The sequence below is a fragment of the Nocardia thailandica NBRC 100428 genome, assembly GCF_000308795.1.
Lineage (GTDB): Bacteria > Actinomycetota > Actinomycetes > Mycobacteriales > Mycobacteriaceae > Nocardia > Nocardia thailandica.
In genome coordinates this window covers 23,101-44,090 of sequence record NZ_BAGK01000217.1, presented here as the reverse complement: position 1 = coordinate 44,090, position 20,990 = coordinate 23,101, and the positions used below count along the sequence as shown (strand labels likewise).

Genomic DNA, 20,990 nt, shown 5'->3' with positions numbered 1-20,990 from the left:
TCGGTCCGCTGTTTTTTCGCGATACGAGGAGGCTCTGGTGCAGGGTACGGAGTTGGGTGGGTTCGGTGCGCGGTCGCACGAGGCGCAGGCGGAGACACCCCCACAGGCCCCGGCCCCGTTCCCGCTGACCCCCGCGCAGCTCGGCGTCTGGTACGCGCAGCTGCTCGACCCCGACGTGCCGATCAACATCGCCCAGTACGTCGACCTCGCCGGCGACCTGGACGTGACCGCGCTCCAGCAGGCGGCCGCCACCGCCGCCCACAGCTACGGCTCCCCGCTGGTCCGCCTGGGCGAGAACGACGGCGTCCCGTTCCAGTTCGTCGACCACTCGATCCCCGTCGAGGACGAACTGCCGCTGATCGACCTGCGCGAGCACGACGACCCGGTCGCCGCCGCCCACGAGTGGATGCGCGCCGACTTCGGCACCCCCGTCGACCTGCTGACCGACCGCCTGGTAGGCGGCGCCATCCTCCGGGTCGGCGACCGGCGCTGGTTCTGGTACCTGCGCGGACACCACATCGTGCTCGACGGCTACGGCGCCTTCGCCAACACCCAGCGCATCGCCGAGCTCTACACCGCCCGGGTCCTCGGCATCCCCGCGCCCGAGATCGACCCCGGCGACCTGGCCGACCTGGTCGCGGGCGAACAGCGCTACCGCGACAGCAGCCGCTTCGCCACCGACCGCGCGCACTGGGCCGAGCGCATCGCCGGCCTGGACAGCCCGACCAGCCTGGACACCCGCACCGCGCCCCGCTCGGCCAACAACCGGGTCACCGGCGGCCGCCTGTCCGAGGAACTCGTCGAGCGGCTGGAGAACATCGCCGCCAGCGACGACTCCACCATCGCCGCGGTGCTGCTCGCCGCCTTCGCCGCCTACCTCGGCCGGCTCACCGACCGCCCCGACGCGGTGCTCAGCCTGCCGGTCACCGCGCGCACGACCGCCGTCATGCGCCGCTCGGCGGGCATGCTGTCCAACATCGTGCCGCTGCGCCTGCCCACCGGCGCGGCCACCGACACCGCGACGACCTGGGGCGAGCTGCTGCGCGCCGCCCGCGTCGAGGTCGCGGGCGCGCTGCGGCACCAGCGCTATCGCGCCGAGGACATCCGCCGCGACGCCGAGGACGACGGCCGCCCGGCGCGCCGCGCGCTCTACGGCCCGCTGGCCAACTTCATGCTCTTCCGCAACGACCTCACCCTGGGCGACACCCCCGGCCGCTACCACGTGCTGTCCACCGGTCCCATCGAGGACCTGAGCCTCAACGTCTACTACGGCGTGCGCAACCGGGTGCACGTGGACTTCGAGGCCAATCCGCACCTCTACGGCGCCGACGACCTGGCCCGCCACCACTCCCGCTTCCTGCGCTTCCTCGAGCGGCTCACCGCGGTCGCGCTGGACACGCCGGTGAGCGCGGTCGAGGTGGCCACCGAGCTGGAGCTACAGGTCAGCACCCGGATCTGGAACGCGACGGGCTTCGACGTCACCGCGGCACTCGCCGAGCGCGGGGTCCGGCAGCCCACGCTGCTCGCCCTTTTCGAGGCTCAGGCCGCGCGGACCCCGGACGCGGTCGCGGTCCGCATGGCGGGCGCGGACGGCGCGATCCTGACCTATCGCGAGCTGGCCGAGCGGGCGAACCGGCTCGCCCGCCATCTCGCGGACACCGGCGTGGGCCCGGAAAGCCTGGTCGCCCTGAACATCCGGCGCTCGATCGACCTCGTCGTCGCCATGTACGGCGTGCTCGCGGCCGGCGCCGCCTACGTGCCGATCGATCCGGACCACCCGGCGGACCGCGTCGCCCACATCCTGGGCACCGCGCGCCCCGCGGCCGTGCTCACCACCACGCGCGACGGCGCCCCGGCCGCGACCGGCGCCCCGGTGCTGACCGTGGACACCCTCGCACTCGACGGCCTCTCGGGCGCCCCGCTCACCGACGCCGAGCGCACCGCGCCGCTGCGCCCCGGCCACCCGGCGTACGTCATCTTCACCTCCGGCTCGACCGGTCTGCCCAAGGGCGTGGCCGTCGAGCACGCGGCCATCGTCAACCGCCTGGTCTGGATGCAGGCCGCCTACCGGCTGGAACCGGCCGACGTGGTGCTGCAGAAGACGCCCGCTACCTTCGACGTGTCGGTGTGGGAGTTCTTCTGGCCCTTGCAGATCGGCGCCACGCTGGTGCTGGCCGAGCCGGACGGGCATCGCGACCCGGGCTACCTGCGCGCGGTGATCGCCGAATACGGTGTCACTGTCGCGCATTTCGTGCCGTCGATGCTCGAGGCGTTCCTCGCGCAGCAGGAGATCGCCCAGCGGTCCACGCTGCGCGCGGTGTTCGCCTCCGGCGAGGCGCTGCCCGCGCCGCTGGCCCAGCGCCTGCGGCTGCTGACCGGCGCCCGGCTGCACAACCTGTACGGTCCCACCGAGGCCGCCGTCGACGTCACCTACCACGAGGTGTGCGACGCCGACCGGGTCACGGTGCCGATCGGGGCGCCGGTGTTCAACACCGCGCTCTACGTACTCGACTCGCGGCTCCGGCCGGTTCCGGTCGGTGCGCCGGGCGAGCTGTATCTGTCGGGGGTACAGCTCGCCCGGGGCTACGTCGAGCGCCCCGAACTCACCGCGGGCCGGTTCGTGGCCGACATCCGCACGCCGGGCGCCCGCATGTACCGCACCGGCGACCTGGTGCGCTGGACCACCACCGGCGAACTGGAATACCTGGGCCGCACCGACTTCCAGGTGAAGCTGCGTGGCCTGCGGATCGAGCTCGGCGAGATCGAGGCGGTGCTGGCCGCGGTCGACGCGGTGGTGCGCGCGGTGGTCGTCGTCCGCGACGACGCCGGACTCGGCGAGCAGCTGGTGGCCTACGTGGTCGAGGCCGAGCCGGGCGCGGTGGCGGTCGAGCAGCTGCGCGAGGCCGCGCTGCGGGCCCTGCCCGGGTACATGGTCCCCGCCGCGTTCGTCGTGCTCGACCACCTGCCCGTCAACGCCTCGGGCAAGCTGGACCGCCGGGCCCTGCCCGCCCCCGCCCGCGTGACCGTCCGCTACTCCGCGCCGGAGGGTCCGATCGAGGAGGCCGTCGCCCGCGTCTTCGCCGAGGTGCTCGGCGCCGAGCGGGTCGGGCGCGAGGACGACTTCTTCGCCCTGGGCGGCAACTCCCTGGTCGCCACGCAGGTGGCCGCCCGTCTCGGCGCGGACCTGGGGTGCAGGCTCGGCGTGCGCGAGCTGTTCGGCGCGCCCACGGTGGCCCGGCTCGCGGCCTCGGTGGCCGAACGGCTCGGCGAGGGTCCCGCCGGCCTGCCCGTGCTGGTCGCGCGGCCGCGGCCCGAGCTGATCCCGCTCTCGCCCGCCCAGCAGCGCATCTGGTTCCTCAACCGGTTCGATCCGGCCGCGCCCGGCTACAACATGCCGTTCGTGGTGCGGCTGCGCGGCACCGCGGACCTGCCCGCCCTGGCGGCCGCGCTGGCGCAGGTCGTCGACCGGCACGAGGCGCTGCGCACGATCTTCCCGGCCGTGACCCGGCCCGGGGGCGAAGTCGCCCGTCAGGTGGTGCTGCCGCCCGGCTCCGCGCGCGTTCCCGCACCGGTGGCCGTCGACGCCGCCGCCATGGAGACCGAGCTGGCCTGCTTCGCCGCGACGGGCTTCGACCTGGAGACCGAAACCCCGTTCCGCGCCCGCATTCTCACCACCGGCACCGAGACGGCGCTCGCCGTCGTCCTCCATCACATCGCCGCCGACGGCGTCTCGCTGCGGGTGCTGGTCCGCGACGTGCTGACCGCCTACCGCGCGGCGGCCGACGGCACCGAGCCCGGCTGGGCGCCGCTGCCGGTGCAGTACGCCGACTACACCCTCTGGCAGCGCGAACTGCTCGGCGTCGAGGCCGACCCGCAGTCCCTCGCCGCCCGCGAGATCGCCTTCTGGGAGCGCACGCTGGCCGGGTTGCCCGATCAGCTGGAGCTGCCCTCGGCCCGTCCCCGGCCGCTGGAGCCGAGCCTGCGCGGCGCCCGCGCCGAGTTCGTCATCGACGCCGCGCTGCACCGCGGTCTCGCGGATCTGGCCGCCGCGCAAGGCGCTTCGCTGTTCATGGTGCTGCACACCGCGCTGGCCGTGCTGCTCGCCCGGTTGTCGGGCAGCACCGACATCGCGATCGGCACCGGCGTCGCGGGACGCGGCGACCGGGCCATCGACGACCTCATCGGCATGTTCGTCAACACGCTGGTGCTGCGCACCGAGATCGACCCCGCCGCGCCGTTCCTCGCCGCGCTCGAACGCAGCCGGGAGACCGACCTGGCCGCCTTCGCCCACGCCACCGTGCCGTTCGACCGGCTCGTCGACGTGGTCAACCCGGCCCGCACGCAGGCCAGGCACCCGCTGTTCCAGGTGGCCCTGAACTTCCAGGCGCTGCTGGACACCACCTTCGACCTCGACGGCGCCACCGTCACCGTGCACGAGATCGAGCTCGACGCCACCAAGTTCGACCTGCAGTTCACCCTCACCGAGCGTCGCGACGCCGCGGGCGCGCCCGGTGGCATCGACGCCACCCTCCTCTACGCCACCGACCTCTTCGACGACGACGAGATGCGCACCCTCGGCGCGCGTTTCGTGCGCGTGCTGCGCTCGGTGGTGCGCGACCCGCGCACCCCGGCCGGCGACCTCGGCCTGCTCTCGGACGCCGAGACCGCCGCGCTGACCGCCATGCGTGGCGACGCCGTCACCGCCACCGGCCTGCTGCCCGACCTGCTCGCCGCCGCCGTCGCCGCCGACCCGGACCGCGTCGCGGTCACCGACGGTGCCCGCGAACTGAGCTACCGCGAACTCGACCGCGCCTCCTCGCGCCTGGCGCGCGTGCTCATCGACCGGGGTGTCGGCCCGGACGACCTGGTCGCCGTCGGCGTGCCCCGTTCGCTGGAATCCGTGCTGGCCGTGTGGGCCGTCGCCAAGGCGGGCGCGGGCTGGCTGCCGGTCGACCCCGCCTACCCGGCCGACCGGATCACGCACATGATCACCGACTCCGGCGCGAAACTGGGCCTGACCGTGGCGGCCGTCGCCGAGGGCCTGCCGGGCGACCTGGACTGGCTGGTCCTCGACGAGCTGCGGCTCATGGCCGAATGCGCGGCCCGGTCCGGCGATCCGGTCACGCCCGCCGAGCGCGTCCGGCCGCTGCGGGCCGGGCACCTGGCCTACGTCATCTACACCTCGGGCTCCACCGGCCTGCCCAAGGGCGTGCTGGTCACCCAGGCCGGCATCGCCGGGTTCGCGGCCGAGGAGGCCGCGCGCATGTTCGGCACCCCCGACGCCCGCGTGCTCCAGGTGGGGTCGCCCTCCTTCGACATCTCGGTCATGGAACTGCTGCTCGCGGTGCAGTCGAAGGCCACCCTGGTCATCGCCCCCGCGGGCCGCCACGTCGGCCGCGAGCTCGCCGAGCTGCTGGCCGAGCAGCGGGTGACCCACGCGCTGATGACCCCGTCGGGGCTGGCCGTGCTCGACCCGGCCGAGCTGCCGGACCTGCGCATGATCATGGTCGGTGGCGAGGCCTGCCCGCCCGACCTGGTCGCCCGCTGGACCGGTCAGGGGGTGCCGCGGGTGTTCGTCAACGCCTACGGCCCGTCCGAGACCACCGTGGCGACCAACATCAGCGGCCCGCTCACCGCGGCCGACCCCGTGACCGTCGGCGCCCCGCTGCGCGGCATCGGCGAATGGGTGCTCGACGCCCGCCTGCGGCCGGTTCCGGTCGGCGTCGCGGGCGAACTGTACGTCGCGGGCGCGCAGCTGGCCCGTGGCTACCGCAACCGCGCGGCGCTGTCGGCGGAGCGGTTCGTCGCGTGCCCGTGGGCGCCCGGTGAGCGCATGTACCGCACCGGCGACCTGGTCCGCTGGACCGCCGTCCCCGGGGAGTCCGGGGAACCCGTGAGCCACACCCTGGAATACCTGGGGCGCAACGACGATCAGGTCAAGCTGCGCGGATTCCGGATCGAGCTCGGCGAGATCGAGGCCGCGCTGCTGGCCCAGCCGGGCGTGCGCCGGGCCGTCGTGGTGGTGCACCACGACAGCCGCCGCGGCGATCAGCTGGTCGCGCATCTCGTGCCCGAGGACGCCGCCGCCTTCTCGGTGTCCGCCGTCGAGGACGGCCTGCGCCGCAGGCTGGCCCCGCACATGGTGCCCGCCGCGTTCACCGTGCTCGACGCCCTGCCGCTGACCCCCAACGGCAAGCTGGACCGGCGCGCCCTGCCGGAGCCGGTCTTCGCCGCCCGCGCCTTCCGCGCCCCCGCCTCGGGCACCGAAACCGTGGTGGCCCAGGTCTTCGGCGAGGTCCTCGGTGTCGACCGGGTCGGCGCGGACGACGACTTCTTCGCCCTCGGCGGCAACTCCCTGGTGGCCACCCAGGTGGCCGCCCGGCTGGGCGACGCCCTCGGCGTCGTCGTGCCGCTGCGGACGCTCTTCGACGCGACCACCGTCTCCGCGCTCGCCGAGCGGCTGGCGGGCGGCGAGGCGGGCGCGGCCCGTCCCGCGCTCGTGGCCGGACCGCGCCCCGAGCGGATCCCGCTGTCCTACGCGCAGCAGCGCATGTGGTTCCTCAACCAGTTCGACGCGGACTCGGTGGCCGACAACATCGTCGCCGCCCTCCGGCTGCGCGGCGCGCTCGACCACGCCGCCCTGACCGCCGCCGTGCTCGACGTGCTGGCCCGGCACGAGGCCCTGCGTACCCGCTACCCGTCCGCCGAGGGCGTCGGCCACCAGCAGGTCCTGCCCGCGGACGAGGTCGTGGTCGACCTGGCCCCGGTCGAGACCGCCGCCGCCGATGTCGAGCGCCGCGTCGTCGAGCTCGCCGCGGTGCCCTTCGCGGTGACCGAGGCCGCGCCGGTGCGCCTGCACCTGCTGCGGCTGGACGACACCGAACACGTCCTCGTCCTGTCGCTGCACCACATCGCCGCCGACGGCTGGTCGGTCGCGCCGCTCACCCGCGACCTCATGCTCGCCTACGCCGCCCGCGCCGCGGGCGCGGCGCCGCAGTGGGCGCCGCTGCCCGTGCAGTACGCCGACTTCGCCCTGTGGCAGCGCGCCGCCCTCGGCACCGAGCAGGACCCCGCCTCGCCGATGGCCCGCCAGATCTCGTTCTGGACACGCGAACTCGCGGACCTGCCGGAGCTGCTGTCGCTGCCCACCGACCGTCCTCGGCCCGCCGTCGCGTCCGGACGCGGTGCGCGCCACCACTTCCCGATCGACGCCGCGACCCTGCGCGGGCTCCGCGCGCTGGCGGCCGGACGCCAGGCCTCGCTGTTCATGGTGCTGCACGCGGCGTTCGCCGCCACCCTGGCCAAGCTGGCCGGGCAGCAGGACATCGCCATCGGCACCCCGGTCGCGGGGCGCGGCGCGGCCGAACTCGACGAGCTGGTCGGCATGTTCGTCAACACCCTGGTGCTGCGCGCCGAGGTGCGGCCCGCGACCACCTTCGCCGACCTTCTCGACGCGGTCCGCGACACCGACCTGCGCGCGCTGGCCAACCCCGACGTCGCCTTCGACCGCCTGGTCGAGGCGCTGGCCCCCGAGCGCTCCACCGCCCGGCACCCGCTGTTCCAGGTCATGCTCGACCTGCAGAACACCGTCGGCGCCGAGCTGTCGCTGGCCGGCGTGACCGCCACCGAACTGCCGGTGGACACCGGGACGGCGAAGTTCGACCTGCAGCTCACGCTGCGCGAGACCGACGGTGGCACCGCGCTCGATGCGGTCTTCGAATACGCCACCGATCTGTTCGACCCGGCCACCGTGGCCGGCTACGCCACCCGCTTCACGCGGGTTCTGCAGGCGGTGTGCGCCGATCCCAGCGTCGTGATCGGCGACATCGACCTGCTCACCACCCCCGAGCGCGCGCAGGTGCTCGGGGCGTGGAACGACACCGCCCGCCCGGTCGACCCGGCCGCGACGCTGGTGTCGCTGTTCGAGGAGCGGGCCGCCGCGACCCCCGACGCCGTCGCCCTGACGGCCGACGGCGTGTCGCTCACCTACGGCGAGTTCGCCGCGCGGGTCAACCGGCTGGCCCGGCTGCTCGTCGCGCACGGCGCCGGACCCGAGCGCACCGTCGCGCTCGGCATGCACCGCTCGGTCGACCTGGTCGTCTCCCTGTACGCGGTGCAGGCCGCGGGCGCCGCCTACGTCCCGGTCGATCCCGAGCACCCCGCCGGGCGGCTGGCCCAGGTCTTCGCCGCCGCCGACCCGGTCTGTGTGCTGACCCGGCCCGCGGACGCCCTCGATCTGCCCGCCGCCCACGGTGTTCCGGTGCTCGACCCGGCGGACCCCGGCGTCGGCGCCTACTCCGCCGACCCGCTGACCGACGCCGACCGCACGGCGCCGCTCACCCCGGAGCACCCGGCGTACCTGATCTTCACCTCCGGCTCGACCGGCACGCCCAAGGGCGTCGTCGTCACGCACGCCGCGATCGTCAACCGCCTGGTCTGGATGCAGGCCGCCTACACGCTGACCCCCGCCGACACGGTGCTGCAGAAGACCCCGGCGACCTTCGACGTGTCGGTGTGGGAGTTCTTCTGGCCCTTGCAGATCGGCGCGCGGCTGGTGCTTGCGCGGCCCGACGGCCATCGCGACCCCGCCTACCTGGCCCAGCTGATCGACGCGGAGCGGGTCAGCGTGGCCCACTTCGTGCCGTCCATGCTGAGCGTCTTCGCGGGCACGCTGGCCGACTCCGCCGCGTCCTGCGCCTCGCTGCGCCTGGTCTTCGCCTCCGGCGAGGCGCTGCCGCCCGGCCCGGCCCACCAGCTGCGGGCCCACACCGGCGCCGCCGTGCACAACCTGTACGGCCCGACCGAGGCCGCGGTCGACGTCACCTGGCACGAGGTGACCGACGCCGACGTCGACACCGTGCCGATCGGCGTCCCGGTGTTCAACACCCGCGCCTACGTGCTCGACGAGCGGCTCCACCCGGTCCCGGCGGGCGTGCCCGGCGAGCTGTACCTGTCCGGCGCGCAGCTGGCCCGTGGCTACGCGGCCCGCGCCGGGCTGACCGCCGACCGGTTCGTCGCCGACCCGTTCGCCGAGGGCGAGCGCATGTACCGCACCGGCGACCTGGTCACGTGGAGCCGGGCGGGCGAGCTGAACTACCTGGGCCGCACCGACTTCCAGGTGAAGGTGCGCGGCCTGCGCATCGAGCTCGGCGAGATCGAGGCCGCGCTGGCCGGTCTCGGCGAGATCGCACAGGCGGCCGTGGTGGTGCGCGACGGCGGCACGATCGTCGCCTACCTGGTGCCCGCGGGCGACATCGACACCGAGGCCGTGCGGTCCGCGCTGGCCGAGCGCCTGCCCGCCTACATGGTGCCCGCCGCGTTCGTCGTGCTCGACGAGTTCCCGCTCAACACCTCCGGCAAGCTCGACCGCCGGGCGCTGCCCGCCCCGGTGTTCGAGACCGCGGTCTTCCGCGCGCCGGCGACCGCGACCGAACACACCGTGGCCGAGATCTTCGCCGGCCTGCTCGGCACCGAGGAGCCGATCGGCCTCGACGACGACTTCTTCGCCCTCGGCGGCAACTCGCTCAGCGCGACCCAGGTCGCCGCGCGGCTCGGCGCCGCGCTCGACGCCGAGGTGCCGGTGCGGCTGCTGTTCGACGCCCCGACCGTGGCCGCCCTGGCCGCCCGGGCGGAAGACCTGCGCGGCACCGCCACCCGCACGCCGCTCACCGCGCGGCCGCGGCCCGCGCACATCCCGCTCTCGGCCGCCCAGCGCCGCATGTGGTTCCTCAACCGCTACCTCGCCGACGCCGGTGACGGCGCGCGCGACGCGGTCAACAACATCCCGGTCGCGCTCCGCCTGCGCGGCGACCTCGACCGGGCGGCCCTCGTCTCCGCGCTCACCGACGTCATCGGCAGGCACGAGACCCTGCGCACCAGCTACCCCGACGGGCCCGACGGCGCCCGGCAGCTGATCGCGGCCGAGTCCGCCACGATCCTGCATCAGGTGCCGGTCACCGCGGACGGGCTGCCCGCCGCGCTGGCCGCCCAGGCCGCCGTCCCGTTCGACCTCGCCGCCGAGATCCCGGTGCGCGCCGCCCTGTTCACCGTCGACGGCGCGCCCGAGCACGTGCTGATGCTGGTCGTGCACCACATCGCGGCCGACGGCTTCTCCCTCGGCCCGCTGGCCGCCGATCTCATGGCCGCCTACGCCGCCCGGTACTCGGGCTCGGCGCCCCGGTGGACGCCGCTGCCGGTGCAGTACGCCGACTACACCCTGTGGCAGGACGAGAACCTGGGCGACCCGGCCGATCCCGGCTCGCTCGCCCACCGCCAGCTCGCCTACTGGCGGCGCGCCCTGGCCGGCCTGCCCGAGCAAGTCGCCCTGCCCACCGACCGGCCGCGCCCGGCCGAATCCACCTTCGCGGGCGACGTGTTCCGGTTCGCGGTCGACGCCGACCTGCACGGCGAACTGCGCGAGCTGGCCCGCAAGCGCGAGACCACGCTGTTCAGCACCCTGCACGCGGCGCTGGCGGTGCTGCTGGCCCGGCTGTCCGGCGGCACCGACATCGCGATCGGCACGCCGGTCGCGGGGCGCGGCGCGGCCGAACTCGACGGCCTGGTCGGCATGTTCGTCAACACCCTGGTGCTGCGCAGCGAGGTCGACCCGCGCGCCGAGTTCGAGTCGCTGCTCGACGCGGTGCGCGCGGGCGACCTGGACGCGCTCTCGCACGCCGAGGTGCCGTTCGAGCAGGTCGTCGAGGCCGTCGACCCCGCCCGCGCCCGCAACCGCCACCCGCTGTTCCAGGTGGCGCTCGCCTTGCAGAACTTCGCCGTGCCCGCCCTCGAGGTCTCCGGGCTGTCGGTCGCGCCGCTGCGATACGACGCGCCCGTGGCCAAGTTCGACCTGCAGTTCACCGTCTTCGAGGCCGACGACGTGGACGGCCGCGCCGACGGCATGACCGTCGAGATCTCCTACGCCACCGACCTGTTCGACCGCGACAGCGTCGCGGTGCTGGCCGACCGCTTCACCCGCGTGCTGGCCGCCGTCGCCGCCGACCCGACCGTCGTCGTCGGCGACATCGTCGTCCTCGACACCGTCGAAGCGCAGCGCGCCCTCTACGAATGGTCGGTCACCGGCGCAGGCCGCGCCGCCGACACCGAGACCATGGTCGACAGGTTCGCCCGCGTCGCCGCGCGGCACCCGGACGCCGTCGCGGTCACCGAGGGCGGTCGCGGCCTGACCTACCGCGCGCTCGACGAGTGGTCCAACCGCCTGGCCCGGCGCCTCGCCGGCGCCGGTGTCGGGCCGGAAACGCTGGTCGCGGTGGCGCTGCCGCGCACCGTGGAACTGGCGGTCGCCATGCTGGCCGTGCTGAAGGCGGGCGGCGGCTACCTGCCGATCGACCCGCACTACCCGGCCGACCGCATCGAGTTCGTGCTCGACGACGCCCGCCCGGTGTGCGCGGTGACCAACGCGGGCACCGGCCTGCCCCGCGACTGGTTCGGCGGACCCGTCATCGACCCGGCCGAGGAGAACCTCGACGGCTTCGGCGCCCACCCGCTCACCGACGCCGACCGGCGCGCGCCCCTGCGCCCCGCAGGCACCGCCTACGTCATCTACACCTCCGGCTCCACCGGCAGGCCCAAGGGCGTCGTCGTCCCGCACGCGAATGTGCTCCGCCTGCTGGACAACTCCGAGCAGCACTTCGGCTTCGGGCCGGACGACGTGTGGACCATGTTCCACTCCTACGCCTTCGACTTCTCTGTCTGGGAGCTGTGGGGCGCGCTGCTCACCGGCGGCTCGGTGGTACTGGTCGACTACTTCACCTCGCGCTCCCCGGAGCAGTTCCGCGAGCTGCTGATCCGCGAGCGGGTGAGCGTGCTCAACCAGACCCCGTCGGCGTTCTACCAGCTCGTCGCCGCCGACCTGGCCGCCGAAACCGCCGACTACGCCCTGCGCGCGGTGATCTTCGGCGGCGAGGCGCTCGAGCCGCAGCGGCTGGCGGGCTGGTTCGACCGCTACGGTGTCACGCCGCGCCTGGTGAACATGTACGGCATCACCGAGACCACGGTGCACGTCTCCTACCGCGAGATCACCCCGGAGACCGGCTCGGCCAGCCTCATCGGCGGCCCGCTCGCGGGACTCGCCGTGCGGGTGCTGGATTCGCGGCTGCGGCCGGTACCGGTCGGCGTGCCCGGCGAGATCTACGTCTCCGGCGGTCAGCTGGCCCGCGGCTACCTGGCCCGGCCCGACCTCACCGCGGCCCGCTTCGTCGCCGACCCCTACGGCGCGCCCGGCACCCTGGCCTACCGCTCCGGCGACCTGGCCCGCTGGACCGCCGACGGCGACCTGGAGTATCTGGGCCGCGCCGACCAGCAGGTCAACCTGCGCGGTTTCCGTGTGGAGCTCGGCGAGATCGAGGCCGCCCTGCTGCGCTGCTGCCCGCGGCTGCGCGAGGTCGCGGTGGTCGTGCGCGCCGACCTGGTGGACGAGCCCCGCATCGTGGCGTACGCGGTTCCCGCCGTGGCGGGCGAGCCGGTCGAGGTCGCCGCCGTGCGCGCCGAGCTGGCCCACACCCTGCCCGAGCACATGCTGCCCGCCGCGATCGTGCTGGTCGACCGGATCCCGTTGACCGTCAACGGCAAGCTCGACCGGGCGGCGCTGCCCGCCCCGGTGTTCGAGACCACCGCCTACCGTGCGCCGGTCACCGTGACCGAGCAGATCGTGGCCGCGGTCTACGCCGAGGTGCTCGGCATCGACGCGCCGGTCGGCCTCGACGACGACTTCTTCGCCCTCGGCGGCAGCTCGCTGCTGGCCGCCAAGGCCGTCGCCCGCATCGGAGCCGCGCTCGACCGCCGCGTCGGGGTGCGGATGCTGTTCGAGGCGCCGCGCGTCGCGGACCTGGCCGCGGAGGCCGACGGCCGCGCCCGCGCCGACCGGCCCGCGCTGGTCGGCCGGGCCCGGCCCGAGAACCTGCCGCTCTCGCCCGCGCAGCAGCGCATGTGGTTCCTCAACCGCTTCGACCGCGCGTCCGTCGCCTACAACATCCCGTTCGCGCTGCGCCTGGACGGCGATCTGGACGTGGCCGCCCTGCGGGCCGCGGTCGCCGACGTGGTGGCCCGGCACGAGTCGCTGCGCACCCGTTACCCGGAGGTCGACGGCACGGCCACCCAGCTGGTACTGCCCGTCGGCGAGTACGTACCCGAGCTCGAGCACCGCGAGGTCGCCGAGGCCGAACTGGCCGCGGAGATCGGGGAACTGGCCGCGACCACCTTCGACGTGACCGCCGAGGTCCCGGTCCGGATGCGGCTGCTGCAGGTGGGGCCGGAGTCGTTCGTGCTGGCCGCCGTGCTGCACCACATCGCCGCCGACGGCTCGTCCATCGCGCCGTTCGTCCGCGACCTGGTGGCCGCCTACGCCGCCCGCCGCGCGGACACCGCGCCCGGATGGACGCCGCCCGCGGTGCAGTTCGCCGACTACGCGCTGTGGCAGCGCGAGCTGCTCGGCGCGGAGGACGACCCCGCCTCGGTGGCCGCGGCCCAGCTCGGCTACTGGCGCGAGGCGCTGGCCGGGCTGCCCGACCAGCTGGCCCTGCCCACCGACCGGCCGCGCCCGGCCCGCCAGAGCCTGCGCGGCGAGACCGTGCGGTTCGGTGTCGACGCCGAGGGACACGCCGCCCTCGCCGCGCTCGGCCGCGCCAACGGCGCCACCCTGTTCATGGTGGTGCACGCGGCCTTCGCGGCCCTGCTCGCCCGCTACTCCGGCACCGGCGACATCGCCGTCGGCACGCCGGTGGCGGGCCGCGGCGAGGCCGAGCTGGACGAGGTCATCGGCATGTTCGTCAACACCCTGGTGCTGCGCACCGAGGTCGACCCGGCCGCGCCGTTCACCACCCTGCTCGCCGACGCGCGGACGGCCGACATCGCGGCGCTGTCCCACGCCGACGTGCCCTTCGAGCGCCTGGTCGAGGTGCTCAACCCCCGCCGCTCCACCGCGCGGCACCCGCTGTTCCAGGTCGGCTACTCGTTCCAGAACCACGAACGCGGGCGGCTGGAGCTGCCCGGACTCACCGTCACCGAGCTCGAGATCGCCTCGGGCGTCGCGCAATTCGACCTGCACCTGTTCGCGGTCGACCACTACGGCGCCGACGGCACACCGGCCGGGATCGAACTCGTGCTCGGGTACGCCACCGACCTGTTCGACGCGGATACCGCCGAGCGGCTCGCCGCCGCGCTGTCACGGATCCTGGCCGAGGTCACCCGCGCGCCGGCCACGCCCGTCGGCGACCTGGACGTCCTCGGCGCCGAGCGGGCGCGGCTCGCGGCCTGGAACGCCACCGCCCACCCGGTGCCCGCCGCCACCCTCGCCGATCTCGGCGCCGCCCAGGCGGCCCGGACCCCGCACGCGGTCGCGCTGGTCGACGCGGGCACCGGAGCGGCCTGGGACTACAGCGGGTTCGACGCCGCGGTGAACCGGCTCGCGCGCCGGCTCATCGGCGCGGGGGTCGGCCCGGAACGCACGGTCGTGCTGGCCATGCGCCGGAGCACCGACCTCGTGCTGGCCATGCACGCCGTGGTCCGGGCGGGCGGCGCCTACGTGCCGATCGACCCCGACCACCCGGCCGACCGCATCGCCTACATCGTCGAGACCGCCGCCCCGCTGTGCGTGCTCACCACCACGCCCGACGGACTGCCCTTCGACACGGATCTGCCGGTCCTCGCGGTGGATTCGCTCGAACTCGGCCACCTGCCGTCGGCGCCCGTGACCGACGCCGACCGGCGCGCGCCGCTGCGCCCGCAGCACCCGGCCTACGTCATCTTCACCTCCGGGTCCACCGGCAGGCCCAAGGGCGTGAGCGTCCCGCACGCCGCGGTGGTCAACCAGATCGCCTGGCTGCACGACCGGTTCGCCATGGGCGAGACCGACCGGGTGCTGCTCAAGACCCCGGCCACCTTCGACCTGTCGGTGTGGGAGTTCTGGTCGCCGCTGCTGTCCGGCGGCCGCCTCGTGGTCACCCGGCCCGGCGCCGAGCGCGACCCGGACGCCCTGCGCGAGACCATGAACGAGCACGGCGTCACCGTGCTGCACGCCGTCCCGTCGCTGATCGGGATGCTGCTCGCGGCGCCCGACGACGTGGCGCTGCCCGCCTCGCTGCGCGCGGTGCTCGCCATCGGCGAGGCGCTGCCCGCCGCCACCGCGACCCGCTTCCGCGCGGTGGCCGACCGCGCCGTCCTGCACAACCTGTACGGCCCGACCGAGGCCGCGGTCTCGATCACCGAATACGCGGTGACCGAGGACCTCGCGCACACCGTGCCGATCGGCACCGCGGCCTGGAACAGCGCCCTGCACGTGCTCGACGGGCGGCTGCGGCCGGTGCCGATCGGTGTCGCGGGTGAGCTGTACCTGGCGGGCGACCAGCTGGCCCGCGGCTACCAGGAACGGGCCGCGCTGACCGCCGACCGTTTCGTCGCCGACCCCTTCGGGGCGCCGGGCACGCGCATGTACCGCACCGGCGACGTCGTCCGCCGCCGTGCCGACGGCGGCCTGGAATACCTGGAACGCGCCGACTTCCAGGTCAAGATCGGTGGCTTCCGCATCGAGCTCGGCGAGGTCGAGACCGCGCTGCTGCGCAGCGCGGACGTGCGGGCCGCGGTGGCCGTCGCCCGGTCCGACGAGCGGGCGGGGGCGCGCCTGATCGCCTACGTCGCGGTGCCCGGTGTCGCGCCCGACGGTGCGAGCGCGGTCGCGGCGCGGCTGCGCGGCGAGCTCACCGCCGACCTGCCCGCCTACATGGTGCCCGCCGCGATCGTGGTCCTGCCCGAGCTGCCGCTCACCGCCAACGGCAAGGTCGACCGGGCCCGGCTGCCCGAACCGGTGTTCGCCGAGGCGGCCTTCCGCGCCCCGGTGACCGCCGCCGAACAGCTGGTCGCGCGGACCTTCGCCGAGGTGATCGGCTGCGCCGCCGCGGGCGCCGACGACGACTTCTTCGCCCTCGGCGGCAACTCGCTCATGGCGACCCGCCTCGCCGCGCGGCTGTCCGCCGCCGCGGGGGTGCGGGTGCCGGTGGCGGCGGTGTTCGAGGCGCCGACCGTCGCCGAACTGGCCGAGCGCCTGGCCGGCTTCGACCGCGCCGACGGCAGGCCGGTCCTCGCCCGGCGCGAGGCGACCGGACCCGCGGAACTGTCCCTGGCCCAGCAGCGGATGTGGGTGCTGCACCAGCTCGATCCCGAGTCCGCGGCGTACCACATCCCGGCCGCGCTGCGCCTCACCGGCGCGCTCGACCACGCGGCGCTGGGGGCGGCGGTCACCGACGTCCTCGGCAGGCACGCGGTGCTGCGGACCCGCTACCCCGACACCGAGGCCGGTCCGGTGCAGGAGGTGCTGCCCGTGGCGGCGGTCCCGGTCGACCTCACCCCGATCCCCGCCGACGCGGGCGACATCGCCGCGCGTCTCGGCGAACTCGTCGCCCGGCCGTTCGACATCCTCACCGCGCCGCCGGTGCGGGTGGCCCTGTTCGAGCTCGGCGCCGAGGAGCACGTGCTCGCCCTGGTCGTCCACCACATCAGCGCCGACGGATACTCCGTCGCCCCGCTGACCCGGGACCTGGTGCGCGCCTACGTCGATCGCCACGCGGGCGGCGAGCCGGGCTGGGCGCCGTTGGCGATCGACTACGCCGACTACAGCGCCTGGCAGCGCGAGCTGCTCGGCGACGAGCGCGACCCCGACAGCCTGCTGTCCGAACAGCTCGGCTTCTGGACGCGGGAACTGGCGGGCGTGCCCGAACTGCTCTCGCTGCCGACCGATCGCCCGCGCGCCACGCGGCGCGAGATGCGCGGCGCCACCGTCGAGTTCGAGGTGGACGCGGCGCTGACCCGGCGCCTCGACGAGATCGCCCGCACGTACCGGACCACGCTGTTCACCGTCGTGCACGCCGCCCTCGCGGTGCTGCTGGCCAAGCAGTCCGGCAGCACCGACATCACCGTCGGCGCCCCGGTCGCCGGCCGTGGCGCCCGCGAACTCGACGACCTGGTCGGCATGTTCGTCAACACGGTCGTGCTGCGCACCGACATCGATTCGCGCGCGCCGTTCACCGACCTGCTCGCCCAGGCCGCCCAACGCGACCTGGCCGCCCTCGCCAACGCCGACGTCCCGTTCGAGCAGGTCGTCGACGCCCTCGGCCGGACCCGATCGGGGGCCTACACCCCGCTGTTCCAGGTCATGCTCACCTTCCAGAACATGCCACCGGGCGGGGTCGACCTACCCGGGCTGACCGTGCAGGCGCTCGACCCCGGACTCGGCGAAGCCAAGTTCGACCTGCACCTGACCGCCTCCCAGCGCTACGGCGCGGACGGGGCACTCGACGGGCTGGACATGCAGCTCGCCTACGCGACCGATCTGTTCGACGCCTCCACGGTGCGCACGCTGGCCCAGCGGCTGGCGCAGGTGCTCACCGCCGTTGCCGCCGATCCGACGGTGCCGGTGCGCGCGATCGATGTGCGCACCGCGGCGGAGAAGGCACCGCGCAGGCGGGCCTACACCATCGCCGACCTGCCCGCCCTGGTCGGTTCCGCGGCCAAGCTCGCGCCCGCCACCGTGGCCTTCGCCCACGGTGAGCACGCGGTCTCCTTCGGCGCGCTCGACGCCAAGCTCACCGCGGTGAGCCGGGCGATGGGCGCGGCGATGAAGCCCGAGGCGCTGGTCAACGTCGCTCTGGCCGGGCTGGTGCCCGGCGTGCTCGCCGCGCTCGGCGCGGGCGGGCTCAGCTCCACATTGCAAACACTGGTGTCCGATGCCGCCGCGGTGATCGCCGGGTCGGGGTCGGCCGACGATGCGGAAGGGGAACTGTGATGTCGCACGCGGATTCGGTCACGACAGGCGGTCCCACCCGGCCCAGCACTGCTTCCTCCGGCGCGCTGCCCGGCCCGGCCGGCGGGACACGCCTGCCGGACCCGGCCACGCTGAGCAGCGGTTTCACCGAGCAGGTCCGGCGCACACCCGACGCCGTCGCGGTCGCCGCGGGCGAGCACGTCCTGACCTACGCCGAGCTGGAGGACCGCGTGTACGCGCTGGCGGCCCGCCTCGCCGAGCGCGGCGTCGGACCGGAGACCACCGTGGCGGTTGTCCTGCCGCGCTCGGTGGACCTGGTGGTGGCGCTGCACGCGGTGCTGGTCGCGGGCGGCGCGTTCGTGCTGCTCGATCCGGCCGCCGCCCAGGACCGTCAGCGCCGCACCCTGGCCCTGGCGGCCCCGGTCCTGCTGCTCACCGGCGCCGACGCGCCGCACCCGCGCGGTACGGGCGTGCCGGTGATCCGGCTCGACGAGAACGCGCCTGCCCCGGCGGCCGAACCCGCGGGCCCGGCCGCCGACAACCCCGCCTACCTGGTCGTCGACCTCGACGGCCCGTCGGCCGTGGTGATCGGGCACCGGGCCGCGCACGCCAACGCCGAATGGCGGGCCCGGCGCTTCGGTGTCGGCGAGGGCGACGCGGTGCTCTGGCACGCGCCGCTCACCAGCCAGCTCGCCGTCGGCGAGGTCCTGCTCGCGCTGCAGACCGGCGCCCGCCTCGTCGTCCCGGACACCGACGCCCGCGGCGACGCGGCCCTGCTCGCCGCGACCCTGCACCGCACCGAGGCCACCGCCGTCCTGCTCGCCCCGGCGACCCTCGCCGCGCTGACCGAGCTGCCCGAGGCCGAGCGGCAGCTCGACGCCCTGCGCGTCGTGCTGGCCACCGGCGGCCCGCTGTCCCCCCGCACCGCCGCGGCGCTGCGCATGGTCAGCGGGGCGACCCTGTGGCACAGCTACTCCCGGCCCGAGACCGGCGGGGAGATGACCGCGCACGAGGTCACCGGCGAGGACACCGAGTTCGTGCCGCTCGGCGCGCCCGCCGACGACGTCGAGCTGTTCGTGCTCGACCACCGGCTGCGCCCGGTGGGCGAGGGCGAGGTCGGCGAACTCTACGTCAGCGGTGTGCAGCTGGCCCGCGGGTACGCCAAGCGAACCGCCGCCACCGCGGCCGGGTTCGTCGCCAATCCCGCCGGGCCCCTCGGTGATCGGATGTTCGCCACCGGAGACCTGGTGCGCCGCACCACCACCGGTGACGGGTACCCCGCGATCGAGTACACCGGACGGCGTTCCGGCGCCGCCGCGCCCGCCCCCGGCGCGTCGCCCCGGCGGCGCGGCGACACGGGTCTGCCCCTGTCCGGCGAGCTGGTGCTCGACGAATTCGAGAACCAGGCCGCCGCGACCCCGTTCGACCCCGCGCTGGTCTTCGTCCCCGCCGACGCCGCCTCGGCCACGATCCTCACCTACGGCGAACTCGACCGCCGGACCAACCAGCTCGCCCGCCACCTGCTCGCCCTCGAACCGGCGCCCGAGGCCACCGTGCTGCTGGCCGTGCCGCGCGGCGTGGAGTTCGTGCTCGGCCTGTACGCGGCCCTCAAGGCCGGGGTCGCCGTGGTGCCGGTACCGCCGGGGGCCGACCTGGACGCACTGGCCGGTGCGGTCGCCCCCGCGGCGGTGCTGACCACCGCGGCCGCCGCGCCCGACCCGGCCGGGCCGCCGGTGATCGCGCTCGATCGCTTCGCCGGCGCCGGGCTGTCCGACGAGCCGCTGGCGCCCGCCGAACGCCGGGGTCCGCTGGTCGCCGACCACACGGCCCTGCTGCTCTACCCCGGCGGCGCGGGTCACGGCGTGCCCGTCTCGCACGCCGCGCTGGTCCACCGCCTCGTCGGCATGCAGACCCGGCACGGCTTCGACCGCGACGACGTCTACCTGCACCGGTCGGCCACCGGCGGGCCTGCCGAACTCGACGGCTACCTGCTACCCCTGCGGGTCGGCGCCACGCTGATCCTGGCCGCCCCCGGCGAGAGCGCCGACAACGCCTACCTGACCGGCCTGATCGCGGGCTACGGCGTCACCGCGACCGACTTCACCGCCGACCGGCTGCGCGAGTTCGCCGACCACCTGCGCCGCACCGGCGAGGCCGCCGCGGTGGCCTCGCTGCGCACCGTCGCGATCCTCGGCGATCCGGTGCCCGCCTCGGTCGTGCGGGCCTTCGGCGCGGTGAGCGCGGCCCGCCTCCATCACAACTATGACCGCGCCGAGGCGACGGTCACCCTGAGCTATCCGGTCGTGCCCGCCGCCGACGCGGGGGAGACCCTGCCGGTGGGCGTCCGCGACTGGAACCGCCGCGTCTACGTGCTCGACCGGCGGATGCGCCCGGCCAGCCCCGGGGTCAACGGGGAGCTCTACCTCGCGGGCACCCAGCTCGCGCGCGGCTACCGCGACGCGCCCGCCGACACCGCGGATCGCTTCGTGGCCAACCCTTTCGGATCTCCCGGCGAGCGGATGTTCCGCACCGGTGAGCTCGCCCGCTGGGAAACGGTCGGCACGAGGGCCGCGCTGGTCCGGCTCGGCAGTGTCGCGGGCCCCGACCCGGATCCCGCCGCGCACCGCGGCGCGAGCATGCACGCCCGGATCGGCGGCGGCATCGGCACCCGCGTCGCCGAACTGGCCCGCCGCTACGCCGTCCCGCCGTTCGCGGTGGTCCGGGCGGCGGTGACGGTGCTGCTCGCCCAGATCGGCGGCACCCGCGACGAGGAGTCCCGCGTCCTGTCGGCCTCGCTGGCCGAGATGCTCTGCGCCGAACCGGATCCGCTGGTCACCTCCGCCGCCGCGACCGTCAGCGAATCCTGCGCGGTCACCGGGCCGCTCGGCGCGGTGACCCTGAGCTACCTGGACACCGGCGACACCTTCGGCATGCCGGGGCTGGAACTGACCGCCGTCGAGTTCGACGGGCCGCCCGCGCCCGCGGGTGTGCAGTTCATCGTGTCCTCGCACACCGATCCCGACGGCCACCTCGGCCTCGAGATCGAATACAGCACAGACCTGTTCGACACCGACACCGCGGCCCGGTTGCTGCGCCGCTTCGCCCGCGCGCTCGGCCTGCTCACCAACGACCCCGACGCGAGCTGCGGTTCGTTCGACCTGCGCTCGCCCGCGGAACGCGCCGTCGGCGCCCCCGCGCTCTGACCCGAGACCCGCCGAGG

The 20,990-nt window shown here is 75.1% G+C and carries 2 protein-coding genes; both read left to right on the top strand.

The window, feature by feature from the left end:
- The first annotated feature begins 37 nt into the window (after nt 1-37).
- Nucleotides 38-17,791, top strand: coding sequence for a non-ribosomal peptide synthase/polyketide synthase (locus ON36_RS24680; RefSeq protein WP_245558190.1), 17,754 nt, complete (start codon nt 38-40; stop codon nt 17,789-17,791).
- Nucleotides 17,791-20,973: an AMP-binding protein gene (locus ON36_RS24675; RefSeq protein ID WP_043658331.1), complete on the top strand. Its 3,183-nt coding sequence runs from the start codon at nt 17,791-17,793 to the stop codon at nt 20,971-20,973. Before ON36_RS24680 ends, ON36_RS24675 begins: the two co-directional genes overlap by 1 nt.
- The last annotated feature ends 17 nt before the right edge of the window (nt 20,974-20,990 follow it).

Coding starts and splice junctions, on each gene's coding strand:
- ON36_RS24675 (WP_043658331.1), top strand. CDS start 17,791: ATGTCGCACGCGGATTCGGTCACGACAGGCGGTCCCACCCGGCCCAGC.